Raw genomic sequence first — 11,653 nt, 5'->3', positions numbered from 1 at the left:
GCTTTCCATCGCTTAAGCCATGTCTTCCCCAGACACGCCACGCGCTGCGGCCGCGGCGCCCGGTTCCGTGAAGGTAACCGGGCAGATCCTGTCCATTCTCGTCTTCAACTTCCTGGGCTACCTGACCGTGGGCCTGCCCATGGCGGTGCTGCCCGGATACGTGCACAACGAACTGGGCTACGGCTCGGTGCTGGCCGGGCTGGTGATCAGCATCCAGTACCTGGCCACCTTGTTGAGCCGTTCGCATGCCGGGCGCATGTCCGACAGCGTAGGGCCTCGAAAAACGGTGTTGGTCGGCTTGGCGGCGTGCGCCGCCAGTGGCGTATTCCTGTTGATGGCCTACGCCTTCGAGCGGTCACCCACCGTCAGCCTGGTCGCGCTGCTGCTGGGCCGTCTGATCCTGGGCTTCGGTGAAAGCTGGGTGGGCACGGGCGGGCTCACCTGGGGCATAGGCAAGGTGGGCGCGGCCCACACCGGCCGCGTGATCTCCTGGAGCGGCATTTGTACCTACGGTGCCTTGGCGATAGGCGCGCCCTTGGGCGTGCTGCTGCAGTCGCGCTGGAGCATGGGGGCGGTGGGGGCCGCCGTGCTGGGCGTGGGGCTGGTCGGCATTGCAATGGCGTTCCCACGCGCGCCGGTGGCGGTGGTGGGCGGCGCCCGCATGGCGTTCAAGCACGTGATGGCGCAGGTACTGCCGCACGGCCTGGCACTGGGCCTGGCGTCCGTGGGCTTCGGGTCCATCGCCACTTTCATCACGCTGTACTACGGGTCCTTCCAATGGGAAGGCGCGGCGCTGGCCTTGAGCGTATTCGGCTGCGCCTTCATCGGCGCGCGCCTGCTGCTGGCCAATATGATCCCGCGCTTCGGCGGCTTCCGCGTGGCCATCTGCTCGATCTCGGTGGAAGTCCTGGGCTTGCTGTGCCTGTGGCTGGCGCCACAGCCCAGCGTCGCGCTGGCGGGCGCGGCGCTGACCGGCTTCGGTTTCTCGCTGGTCTTTCCGGCGCTGGGCGTGGAGGCGGTAGCGCGCGTGCCGGCCGGCAATCGCGGCGCGGCCCTGGGCGCGTATTCTGTCTTCCTGGACCTGTCCCTGGGCATCACCGGCCCCGTGGTGGGGCTGGCGGTGGCAACCTACGGCTATCCTTCGATTTTCCTGCTGGCGGCGCTGGCTTCGGTGCTGTCCATCGGCATCATCACGCTGCTGCTCAAGGCTGCCCGGCGTGCCGCCGTGGTGCGCGGTACGGGCAGTGCCTGAGCGCGGCAACCGCGGCACTTGACGGACCGGAAGACCATGGCCACGACGCTGGCGCAGCCTGGCGAATACCAGGAAACGATCAAGAAGAGTCTTTTCCTGGCGCTGGCGGCGCCGGTGGCCGACGCGCAGGCAGCGATGGATTTCATCGCCAGCCGCAGCGATGCCGATGCTACCCACAATTGCTGGGCCTACCGCGTAGGCGACCAGTATCGCTTCAATGACGATGGTGAACCGGGCGGCAGTGCCGGACGGCCCATTCTGCAGGCCATCGACGGCCAGCAGTGCGACCGCGTGGCCGTGCTGGTGATCCGCTGGTATGGCGGCATCAAGCTGGGGACGGGGGGATTGGTGCGCGCCTATGGCGGTTGCGCTGCCAACTGCCTGCGGCTGGCGCCGCGGGTGGAGATCATCGAGATGGTGCGCGCAAGTTGCCACTGCGCCTACGGCGATCTGCAATGGCTGCAGTCGCGCCTGGTGGCAGCCGGCGCGGCCGTCGTCTCCGAAAACTTCGACGGCGAGGGCGCGACATTGACGCTGGATATTCCCCGCGTGGCGGTGGCGGACCTGGCGCAGGCCATCACCGATGCGACGCGGGGACGCAGCAGCCTGGAGCTGGGTCAGGACCAGGCTCAATAAAAGGCTTGAAGACGAGGCTTGAAAACAGTCCGGCCTGGGACCATGCCCAGGCCTTGGACCGTGCTGTTCAAGGCTGCGCTTCGCCGGCCTGGGCCTGCGCGGTAGCGATTTCCTGATGGACCTTTTCCATGTCCAGCGACTTGATCTTGGTCAGCAGTTCTTCCAGCTGTCCCGGCGACAGGGCGCCCGGTTGGGAGAACAGCAGAACCTGTTCGCGGAAGACCATCAGCGTGGGGATGGAGCGGATGTTCAGCGCGCCCGCCAGTTCCTGCTCGACGTCGGTATTCACCTTGGCGAAGGTGACATCGGGATGGCTTTCGGCGGCTTTCTCGAACACCGGCGCGAATCCGCGGCAGGGGCCACACCAGGGAGCCCAGAAGTCGACGATCACAGTTCCGTCACCCGCGACGGCATCCTGGAACGAGTCCTTGTTCATTTCCACTACGCTCATTTGACACATCCTTGCCGCGTTAGCGGCGCTGGTAGCCGAGGCCGAATGCAGAAGGCCGGGCTTGGTAAAAAACGGCAATGCCTGCTTGGGTATTAACGTGGGGACGACGCCCCGTTTAACAAGCTCAGGCGGCGCCAGCAACCGCCGCGCCCGCCGTGGCAGACGTGTTTTCCGACGGCGCATTCCTCAGCGAGGCGAGGATTTCATACGAGCGCAAACGATCTTTCAGGTCGTAGAAATCCGACACGATCATCACTTCGTCGGCTTCCGTGCGTTCGATCAGCGCTTCCAGTTCGCGCTTGACGGTGGCCGGCCCGCCCACGATGGAAGCGCCCAGTTTCTGCTGGACCGCGGCGCGTTCCCACTCGTTCCAGCGCTGCTCCATATCGTCGACCGGCGGTTGCAATTGCAGGCGGTTGCCGCGGATCAGCGAAAGGAATTTCTGCTGCTGGGTGGTGGACTGGCGGCGCGCTTCCTCGTCGGTGTCGGCGGCGATAACCGGCACGCCTATCATCGAGTACGGGCGCTTGAGGGTTTCCGAGGGCTGGAACAGCTGGCGATAAAGACGCATCGCCTGCATGCCTTCCGGTGAAAAGTGGCCCGCGAAAGAAAACGGCAGGCCCAGATGGGCAGCCAGGCGCGCGCTGAAGTCGCTCGAGCCCAGCAGCCAGATGGGAATGTTCAAGCCTTCGCCGGGAATCGAACGTACCGCCTGCGTCGGATGCGTCGCCCGGAAGAAGCCGCGCAGTTCGTCCAGCAGGGCGGGGAATTCCAGGCCGCTGCGAGGATCGCGGCGCAGGGCGCGCTGCGTCAAGCCGTCGCTGCCGGGTGCACGGCCCAGGCCCAGGTCGATACGGCCGGGGTACAGCGTTTCCAGCGTGCCGAACTGCTCCGCGATGATCAGCGGCGCGTGATTGGGCAGCATCACGCCGCCCGAGCCCACCCGCAGCGTCTTCGTATGGCCGGCCACGTGTCCGATCAGGACCGCGGTCGCGCTGCTGGCGATGCCGTTGATATTGTGGTGCTCGGCCAGCCAGAACCGGTTGTAGCCCCAGCGCTCCACGTGTTGCGCCAACTCCACCGTGTTGCGGAATGCGTCCGCGGCGGTATGGTTCTGCGCAATGGGGGCCAGGTCGAGGACGGAAAAGGGGACGTCCGACAGGGCTGTCATGAGAATTCCTTGATAGGCGTTATCTACGCTAATTGGGGCAGTGTATCGGCGATTTCAAGTGCACAGGCCAGCAACCTTATCGGCTTCCGGGTTGTGGGCGGGATCCTTGGAGTAGACTGCCGCCATGATTTCCATCAATGAGCACATCGCGTTGGACGAGCGCGAAATCGAATTCGACATGATCCGCGCGCAGGGCGCGGGCGGGCAGAACGTCAACAAAGTGTCGAGCGCGGTGCATATGCGTTTCGACGTGCGGGCCTCTTCGCTGCCGGATGATTTTAAGGCGGCCGTGCTGGCGCTGGGCGATCGGCGCATCAGCAAGGATGGCGTTGTGGTGATCAAGGCGCAGACTTCCCGCAGCCAGGACAAGAACCGCGCGGAGGCCGTGGAGCGCCTGGTCAGCTTGCTGCAGCAGGCGGCGCGGCCAGTCATACCGCGCAAGGCCACGCGGCCCACGCGCGCGTCCCAGCGACGGCGCGTGCAGCGCAAGGTGATGCACGGGCTCACCAAGCAGTTGCGCGGGCGGGTGGGCGAAGATTGAAGGACAGGCTCCTGTCAGGACGGGCGGCCGGGGCCGGACGTTGGCCACGGATACGATGCAGGGGATCGGGCGGGTGGCCGAGGCCAGCCTGACAACTGTTGTCGCGTGATCCGTCCAATTTTCCCCCGTGGTGTTAATTAGAATCGACGCATTCCCTGTTCAAGGTTCCCTTTTTCCATGACCACCTTTTCCTCTTCCCTCCAAGTGGGCAGCCTGACGCTGCCCAACCGGGTCATCATGGCGCCGCTCACGCGCATGCAGGCCGGTCCTGGCCGCGTGCCCACCGATCGCATGGTCGAGTACTACTCGCAGCGTGCTTCAGCGGGCCTCATCATCACCGAAGCTACGTCGGTGATGGCGCAAGGCGTGGGTTATCCCAACACCCCGGGCATCTGGTCGGATGAACAAGTCGATGGCTGGAAGAAGATCACGGACGCCGTGCATGCCCGTGGCGGCCGCATCGTCGTGCAGTTGTGGCACGTGGGCCGTATCTCCGATCCCAGCCTGCTCGATGGCGAACTGCCGGTGGCGCCCAGCGCCATCGCGGCCGAAGGCGACGTCAGCGCGCTGCGGCCGAAGCGTCCGTACGTGACGCCGCGCGCGCTGCGCCTGGATGAAATCCCCGGCATCGTGGCCGCCTACCGCAAGGCTGCGGAAAATGCCAAGCGCGCCGGTTTCGACGGCGTGGAACTGCATAGCGCCAATGGCTATCTGCTGGACCAGTTCCTGCAAGACAGCACCAACCATCGCGACGATGCCTACGGCGGCTCTATCGAAAACCGCGCGCGCCTGCTGCTGGAAGCGACCGACGCCTGCATCGATGTATGGGGCGCGGATCGTGTGGGCGTGCACCTGTCGCCGCAAGGCAAGGCGCATTCGATCAGCGATTCGAATCCGGCTGCCACGTTCGGCTATGTCGCGCGCGAGATGAATCGTCGCAACGTGGCCTTCCTGTGCATCCGCGAACCCTTGAGCGATGGGCGTCTGCTGCCGCAACTCAAGCAGGCCTTCGGTGGCGCGGTGTTCGCCAACGACGGTTTCGACCAGGACACCGGAGCGACCGTGCTGCGGGCCGGCGAGGCCGATGCGGTTGCCTACGGCGTCTTGTTCATCGCCAATCCCGACCTGCCCGAGCGCTTCGCGCGGAATGCGCCGTTGAACGCGCCGAATCCGGCGACGTTCTATTCGGGCACGGAAGAAGGGTATATCGACTATCCGGCTTTGCAGGCGGCCTGATTATCCTGCTTGGAGAATGACAAAGGCGCGGGCCATACGGTCCGCGCCTTTTCGCTCCCAGCCGCCAACTTCGTCGCGACGTTGGCGTGCTGGTGAAAGCCCGCAGCGTCTACTTGGTGCTCTTCGCGTTCCACTCAAAACCGGCGTGCGCCGAGCCATTGCCCTTCACCGACACCTGGCGGGTCTGCTCGTTGCCGTCCAGCGTGGCGGAAACCTTGTATTCGCCGGCCGGCAATTTCACCAGCATATAAGGACCGCCGCTGGTGGCGTTCAATACCGCGGTGCCTTTGCTGTCAGTAATCACTACCTTGACGTCGGCGGTGTAGTCGTTCTTGCCATCGAGCTTGCGCGCGAACAGCAACGACAGGGGGTAGCTTTTTTCCGCGGCCTTGAGGGATTGCGATTCATCCAGGCCGATGCCGCCAGTGACGTACTCGACATTGCCTTGCTTCTGCGTTTCCGGCAGCGCGGCGTGGGCGCTGGACAGGCTGGCGGCCCAGAGCACGGCGCCGGCCAGGGCGGTCACCATGAGGGGGCGATAGATCTGCGCCTGCGAGCGGCCGGCATAGGTCCGGGCCAGATGACGAGTCGGTTCTTGCTTCATGGTTCTCTCCACGGGGTGAACTAGGGTTTCGATAGCCTGTACCGAAAAAAGTTCTGCTGTAGAGCAAGCGGCATGCCACGCGCATTTTTCAGGCAAAATTTGCCTTCGTCTATTACGACGACTTGGAGCTATGGCAAAACTGAATATCGTGCATCTCCAGACACTGTGCCATATCGCACAATTGGGGAGCTTCCAGGCCGCCGCCGATCATATGTATACGACCCAACCCACGGTTTCGGCTCGCATGCGCGAGCTGGAAGGGCGGTTGGGATTCCCCGTATTCCACAAACGCGGCCGCAAGATGGATCTGACCACGCAAGGACGGGAACTGGTCCAGCAGATCAAACCCCTGCTGGCCGCCATCGACGACGTGATTTATTCGCTCGATGACGCGACACATGCCTCGGGCCTGATCTGCCTGGGCATCGCTGGCCTGGTGGGACAGACGTGGTTTTCCCAGTTCATTACGGCCGCCCGTGCCGCCATGCCGCAATTGAGCTTCGATGTGGAAGTAGGGCAGACCTCGCTTAGCGTGAGCAAGCTGGAGGCTGGGCATCTGGACCTGGTATTCATGGCCACGCCCTCGCTGACGTCGGACCGCTTCCATGTGGAGCCTATCGGCGCCGTCGACGTGTTGCTGGTCGGCGCACCGGACCTGGTGGGCCGGGACGGCGCTCATACCCAGGAAAACTGGCTGGACCTGTTATGCAGCAAACCCGTCTGGTCCTTGTCGAAGGAATCGCCCATGTATCCGATCCTGATGAAGACCATCCGGGACCATAACCTGAGGATCAAGGTCGATATCTGCAGCAATATCCTGACCCTGAAGCAATTGATATGCAGTGGCACGGGCGTCGGCTTGATGACCTATCCGCTGGTCGAAGCGGAACTCAAGCGCGGTGAGTTGGTGATTCTGAAAGACGCGCCGGCCTTTCCGCGGATTCCATTCAATGCCGCGTGGAGTGTGGACCAAAGCCAGACGGTGATCCGCAAGCTGGTGAATCTGGCCAAGTCGATATCGACGTTTGGCTGAGCACGGTGGTGTATCGCGGTGCCGCCGTGCCGCTATGCCGCCGTCAAGCGGACGCCGGGGGCGTCCGCTTGTAGCACCGTAAAGCACCGTAAAGCGCAGGGGAAAATTACTCCGGCTTCACGCCGGCTTCGGTCAGCAGCGTATGCCAGCGCGCCACTTCATCGGCCAGCAGCTTCTGAGAACCGTCCAGGCTGCGGTGATCGGCGACCGGAACGGTCACGCCCATCTCCTTGTAGCGCTGCAGCAGTTCAGGCCGGGTCAGCGTCTTGTTGATGGCGGCGTTAAGCTTTTGCACGACCTCCGCCGGCACGCCCTTCTTCACAAGCATCATGTTCCAGATCGCGTAGTTCAGATCCTTGTGCGAGGTCTCGCTGGCGGCGGGAACGTCGGGCAAAACGCTGACCCTTTCGTTGCTCAACACCATCAAGCCCTTGATCTTGCCGGTCGAGATGGAGCCGACCGCGGTGCTGCTGCTTTCCACGGTGTAGTCGATCTGGCCCGCCATGACGTCGGACGTGGCTTGGGCAGCGCCACGATAGTGCACCGGCGTGACGTTGATACCCAGCTTGGCGTTGAGCAGCATGCCGCCCAGGAATGCGCCGGAACCGATGCCGGCATCGCCGAAATTCATCTTGGCGGCGTTGGCCTTGGCATAGGCGACGAACTCATCCAGATTCGCGGCCGGGAAGTTGGATCGCACCGACAGCACCTGCGGTGCGTCACCGACCGAAGCCAGCGGGGTGAAATCCTTGATGATGTCGTAGGGCAGGGTCTTGTAGACAGAGGCATTGGCCGCCAACGTGCCGACGTTGCCCAGCAGCAGGGTATAGCCGTCGGTGGTGCCGCGAGCCACGCGGGATTGGCCCACGGTGCCGCCGGCGCCGGGGTAGTTTTCGACGATGATGGTCTGCTTCAATTCCTTGGACAGATTGTCGGCGATGGTCCGCGCCAGCACGTCCGTGGCGCCACCGGCGGTATAGGGAACGACCAGGCTGATGGGCCGTTCAGGATAGCTGCCCGCATGTGCGGCGACGGCGAAGGCCATGCCGAGGAGGGCGCCGCCGATGCGCAGCAGGCGGGCGGGGCGATTATTGTTGTTTTCCCGTGATGTCATATTGTGTGTCTCCGATTGTAGGAAAAATAGCCTGGAATGAGGCTTTGACTAGCGCGCGCTATCCAGCGAATGGATATCGAGCGTGGTTTGGTAAAGCATTCGTTGTTTTTCATCGGCCGAGAGGCCTGGATGGGAACTCCCGTCCCGCGGCGCCTTGGCACCTTCCGTCTCTTTTCTTTTTTCCGGCAAGCCGCTGCCGTCACGCACGACGGCGGTGCCGTCGTGCGCGGTCTTGTCTACTCAGTCTGGCGTTATCGCTGTTTCGGTCAGGCCGGGTCGTGCAGCGAGAACGTGACGATTTTTTCGTCCGTCATGTCGCGGATGGCGTATTTCGGACCCTCGAAGCCGTAGCCGCTATCCTTGACGCCGCCATAAGGCATGCCGTCGTTGCGCGAGCTGGACGTCTCGTTGACGTGCAGACCGCCCACGCGCAGCTGGCGGGCCATGTAGAAAGCGGTGTTGACATCGTTGGTGAACACACCCGCGGCCAGGCCGTAGGGCGTGGCGTTGATGCTGTCGATGACTTCGGACACTTTGTCGAAGGGCAGCAGCGTGACTACCGGCGCGAAGATTTCCTGATCCACCACTTTCATGCCCACGCGAACGTCGGCCAGGATGGTCGGCTCCAGCACGGACCTGTCGCGCTTGCCGCCGGTGACGACGCGCGCGCCCATGGCGACGGCCTCATTCACCCAGGATTCGGCCCGAATGGCCTCCCTTTCGGCAATCATGGGACCCACGTCGATGCCGGCGGCACGCGGGTCGCCACTCTTGAGCGCGCGCGTGGCCTGTTCCAGCCGCGCCGTGACTTCCTCGATGCGGGACTTGGCCACATACAGCCGCTGGATCGACGTGCAAACCTGGCCAGCCTTGCGGAACGTGGCGCGCAGGATGCGCGGCAACGCCAGTTCGATATCGGCGTCGTCGCAGATCACGGTGCAGGCGATGCTGCCAAGCTCCAGCTGGGTGCGGCGGCGGCCGGCCTTCTGCTGGATGATGCGGCCCACGCGGGTGCTGCCCGTAAAGGTGTAGAAATTGATGTCCTGTTCGTCCAGCAGCCATTCGCCGGCCTCGGCGCCTTCGCCCTGGATCAGGGACAGCAGCTCGGCGGGCCAGCCGGCATCGAGCAGCACGTCGCAGATCAGGCTGGCCGTCAGGGGCGTGTAGCCGGACGGCTTCAGGATTACCGCATTGCCTGCCGCGATGGCCGGTGCGATCTTGTGCAGCAGAGCGTTGAAGGGGGCATTGAAAGGCGTTATGGCGCAGACGATGCCGACCGGCGTGCGCAGCGTGAACGCGATGCGGTCTTTCTGGCCGGGGTTGCCGTCCATGGGGATCATTTCGCCGCAGATACGCTTGGCTTCCTCGGCGGAGATTTCCAGGGTGTCCAGGCCGCGGGCGATTTCATTGGACGTTTCGGCGGCGGTAAAACCGGCCTCCAGCGCCATGATGTCGATGAACTGCTGCTTGCGGGACTGGATGATTTCCGCCGCCTTGCGCAGGATGCGCGCGCGTTCATAGCCGTCGGGCACTTTCTTCAGATTGCCGCGGGCGGTGGTCACGGCCCGTTGGATGTGCGCGTGGGAGGTCTGGTCCACCTGCGCGATGGGCGTGCCGGAATAGCGGTCGTTGACGGTGAAGGTGGCGCCGCTGCTGACGCGCTCGCCGGCGATCAGGCTGAGCGTGGAAACGTTCTTGAGAATCTCGGTGGCGTTTTGGGACATTGTCTATCTCCTGTGATTTGAATGCGGTGGTGGCGGTGGTGTGCGCGGGCTTCAGCCCGCCTGGTTCGCCAGGATCATGTCCGCGGCCTTCTCGCCTATCATCAGGCTGGCCGCCAGGGTGTTGGCCGACGGGACTTGTGGCATGACGGACGCGTCGGCGATGCGCAGGTTTTCCAGGCCATGGACGCGTAGCGTTGCATCCACCACGGCCATGGGGTCTTCGCGGCGTCCCATCTTGCAGGTGCCCACCATGTGATAGCCAGTGGTGCCTTTTTGCCTGGCGTAGTCCAGCCATTCGTCATCGCTGGAGACGTCCTTGCCGGGTTGCAGTTCTTGCACCAGGTAGGGCGCCATGGCTGATGTCGCCATCAATTGGCGCGCGATCTTCAAGGCTTCGACGATGGTGCGCTGGTCGAGTTCGTGGTCGAGGAAATTCGGCTGGACCAGCGGGACCGATAGGGGGTCTTTCGACTGGATGTGGACGTAGCCGCTGCTTTCCGGCCGCTGTTGGCGGGCGCCGGTGCTCATGCCGGGCAGGTCGTCGAGCACGTAATTGCTGCCGGGTTTGTAGCTGGCCGGGGTGAAGAGGACCTGGATGTCGCCGCGGTCCGGGCTGTAGCGGGAGCTCCAGAAGACGTGCACCATCGAGGGGCTCAGGCTGAGGATGCTGGGCTTGCCCATGAACCAGCGCATGATTTCCCGGCCCAGGCGCCATCCCTTGGACAGCTCGTTGAGGGTGATGACCGACTTCGCGCGGGAGATGCTGCGCACGGTGTAGTGGTCGCGAAAGTTCGCGCCTACGCCAGGCAGGGCATGCTTGACGACGATGCCGTGTTGCGCGAGCAGGGCGTGCGGACCGATGCCGGAAAGCTGCAGGAGCTTCGGCGAGTTGACGGCGCCCGCGCTGATGATCACCTCGTGATTGGCGTAGAGCGTGTGCGTCGTACCGTTGCGGGTGTATTTCACGCCGACGGCGCGCCTGCCTTCGAAGAGGATTTCCGTGGCCAGGGCGTCGGCCTTGAGCGTGACGCGTCCGGTCTGGATGGCGGGGCGCAGGAAGGCGTCGGAGCAATTGACGCGCTTGTTCTTGTAGATATAGCGCTGGAAATAGCCGGCGCCGGTTTGTTCCGCGCCGTTGTAGTCCTGGTTGGCGGGGATGCCGAACTCTTTACAGCCCTTGATGAAGGCGTCGCATAGTGGCGACGTCCAGTCGGGGTTGGTGATGGGAAGTTCGCCTGACGTGCCACGATAGGTGGGGTCGGCCGGGCCCAGGCGGCGTTCGGAACGCTTGAAGTAGGGGAGCACGTCGGCGTAGCCCCAGCCGGGGTTGCCCCATTTTTCCCAGTCGTCGAAGTCTTCGCGCTGGCCGCGGGAGTAGACCAGGCCGTTGACGGAGCTGGAGCCGCCCACGACGCGGCCTTGCGGCATGGCGATCTTGCGGTTGTGGGTGGCGAGGGCGGGTTCGGTCTGGAGGTTCCAGGTGATCTTGCCGCCATAAAGGGTTTTGACGAAACCGGCGGGGACGCGGATGAAGAAGTCCTTGTCTTCGCAGCCGGCTTCCAGGATGCAGATACTGCGGTGGGTGCGCTCGCTCAACCGCTTCGCGATGACGGAGCCCGCCGGGCCTGAGCCGACGATTATGTAGTCTACGTATTCATTCATTGCCCTGCGCGATGCCTCCGGAAATGCTTTTATTGATTTCCGGCTAGGCTACGGGCGTTGATATATTCAAACAATTAATATTTTTCTATGTTCATGCATTTGGAATTTTGATGTTTTGGCTTTTTAGCCCTGCCGCCGACGGGCGCGGAGCGCCGCCGGTCGTGTGGGGGGCGGCGGGCGCGCAGGGCGCCGCCGGGCGCGTGGGGCGGCGGGCGCGCAGGGCGCCGCC

General features: G+C 63.8%; 11 protein-coding genes. 5 read left to right on the top strand and 6 right to left on the bottom strand.

Translation table 11 applies throughout. The features are described from left to right. Positions 1–19: 19 nt before the first annotated feature. Positions 20–1,252, top strand: a complete 1,233-nt coding sequence (locus CEY05_RS06785; RefSeq protein WP_088597756.1) for an MFS transporter — start codon at positions 20–22, stop codon at positions 1,250–1,252. 36 nt (positions 1,253–1,288) lie between these two features. Beyond that, positions 1,289–1,888 (top strand): YigZ family protein, encoded by a 600-nt coding sequence (locus CEY05_RS06780; protein WP_088597755.1) that lies wholly within the window; start codon positions 1,289–1,291, stop codon positions 1,886–1,888. Positions 1,889–1,955: 67 nt separating this feature from the next. Here CEY05_RS06780 and trxA read toward each other — a convergent pair whose 3' ends face one another. Further along, a complete protein-coding gene (gene trxA, locus CEY05_RS06775; protein ID WP_088597754.1) occupies positions 1,956–2,339 on the bottom strand; it encodes a thioredoxin in 384 nt (127 codons plus the stop codon). A gap of 124 nt (positions 2,340–2,463) precedes the next feature. Continuing rightward, the gene (locus CEY05_RS06770; protein ID WP_088597753.1) at positions 2,464–3,510 is read right to left on the bottom strand and encodes an LLM class flavin-dependent oxidoreductase; all 1,047 of its coding nucleotides are present in this window, start codon (positions 3,508–3,510) and stop codon (positions 2,464–2,466) included. Between the two features lie 124 nt (positions 3,511–3,634). Here CEY05_RS06770 and arfB point away from each other — a divergent pair, with 124 nt between their 5' ends. Beyond that, positions 3,635–4,051, top strand: coding sequence for an alternative ribosome rescue aminoacyl-tRNA hydrolase ArfB (gene arfB / locus CEY05_RS06765; protein ID WP_088597752.1), 417 nt, complete (start codon positions 3,635–3,637; stop codon positions 4,049–4,051). Between the two features lie 177 nt (positions 4,052–4,228). After that, positions 4,229–5,287: an alkene reductase gene (locus tag CEY05_RS06760; RefSeq protein ID WP_088597751.1), complete on the top strand. Its 1,059-nt coding sequence runs from the start codon at positions 4,229–4,231 to the stop codon at positions 5,285–5,287. A gap of 109 nt (positions 5,288–5,396) precedes the next feature. Here the strand turns inward: CEY05_RS06760 and CEY05_RS06755 are convergent, their stop codons facing one another. Beyond that, entirely contained in the window at positions 5,397–5,891 is a 495-nt protein-coding gene (locus CEY05_RS06755) for a carboxypeptidase regulatory-like domain-containing protein (RefSeq protein WP_369825894.1), read from the bottom strand. A 130-nt stretch (positions 5,892–6,021) separates the two neighbouring features. On the opposite strand from CEY05_RS06755, the gene CEY05_RS06750 reads away from it, so the two are divergent. Then, entirely contained in the window at positions 6,022–6,924 is a 903-nt protein-coding gene (locus tag CEY05_RS06750; RefSeq protein ID WP_088597750.1) for a LysR family transcriptional regulator, read from the top strand. Positions 6,925–7,030: 106 nt separating this feature from the next. Here CEY05_RS06750 and CEY05_RS06745 read toward each other — a convergent pair whose 3' ends face one another. From CEY05_RS06745 to CEY05_RS06735, 3 genes are all read right to left on the bottom strand, one after another. Continuing rightward, positions 7,031–8,038, bottom strand: a complete 1,008-nt coding sequence (locus tag CEY05_RS06745; protein WP_088597749.1) for a tripartite tricarboxylate transporter substrate binding protein — start codon at positions 8,036–8,038, stop codon at positions 7,031–7,033. A 266-nt stretch (positions 8,039–8,304) separates the two neighbouring features. After that, complete coding sequence (locus CEY05_RS06740; protein WP_088597748.1) at positions 8,305–9,762, bottom strand: aldehyde dehydrogenase family protein; 1,458 nt, start codon at positions 9,760–9,762, stop codon at positions 8,305–8,307. A 51-nt stretch (positions 9,763–9,813) separates the two neighbouring features. After that, the gene (locus CEY05_RS06735; RefSeq protein WP_088597747.1) at positions 9,814–11,424 is read right to left on the bottom strand and encodes a GMC family oxidoreductase; all 1,611 of its coding nucleotides are present in this window, start codon (positions 11,422–11,424) and stop codon (positions 9,814–9,816) included. Positions 11,425–11,653 lie beyond the last annotated feature (229 nt).

It is taken from the genome of Achromobacter sp. HZ34, assembly GCF_002209485.1.
GTDB lineage: Bacteria > Pseudomonadota > Gammaproteobacteria > Burkholderiales > Burkholderiaceae_B > Bordetella_C.
The sequence above is the reverse complement of the archived record's forward strand: the minus strand, read 5'-3'. Positions and strand labels throughout refer to the sequence as shown.

What these genes read in the sequence shown, in the direction of transcription:
- CEY05_RS06785 (WP_088597756.1), top strand. Translation starts at nt 20, where the DNA reads ATGTCTTCCCCAGACACGCCACGCGCTGCGGCCGCGGCGCCCGGTTCC.
- CEY05_RS06780 (WP_088597755.1), top strand. Translation starts at nt 1,289, where the DNA reads ATGGCCACGACGCTGGCGCAGCCTGGCGAATACCAGGAAACGATCAAG.
- trxA (WP_088597754.1), bottom strand. Translation starts at nt 2,339, where the DNA reads ATGAGCGTAGTGGAAATGAACAAGGACTCGTTCCAGGATGCCGTCGCG.
- CEY05_RS06770 (WP_088597753.1), bottom strand. Translation starts at nt 3,510, where the DNA reads ATGACAGCCCTGTCGGACGTCCCCTTTTCCGTCCTCGACCTGGCCCCC.
- arfB (WP_088597752.1), top strand. Translation starts at nt 3,635, where the DNA reads ATGATTTCCATCAATGAGCACATCGCGTTGGACGAGCGCGAAATCGAA.
- CEY05_RS06760 (WP_088597751.1), top strand. Translation starts at nt 4,229, where the DNA reads ATGACCACCTTTTCCTCTTCCCTCCAAGTGGGCAGCCTGACGCTGCCC.
- CEY05_RS06755 (WP_369825894.1), bottom strand. Translation starts at nt 5,891, where the DNA reads ATGAAGCAAGAACCGACTCGTCATCTGGCCCGGACCTATGCCGGCCGC.
- CEY05_RS06750 (WP_088597750.1), top strand. Translation starts at nt 6,022, where the DNA reads ATGGCAAAACTGAATATCGTGCATCTCCAGACACTGTGCCATATCGCA.
- CEY05_RS06745 (WP_088597749.1), bottom strand. Translation starts at nt 8,038, where the DNA reads ATGACATCACGGGAAAACAACAATAATCGCCCCGCCCGCCTGCTGCGC.
- CEY05_RS06740 (WP_088597748.1), bottom strand. Translation starts at nt 9,762, where the DNA reads ATGTCCCAAAACGCCACCGAGATTCTCAAGAACGTTTCCACGCTCAGC.
- CEY05_RS06735 (WP_088597747.1), bottom strand. Translation starts at nt 11,424, where the DNA reads ATGAATGAATACGTAGACTACATAATCGTCGGCTCAGGCCCGGCGGGC.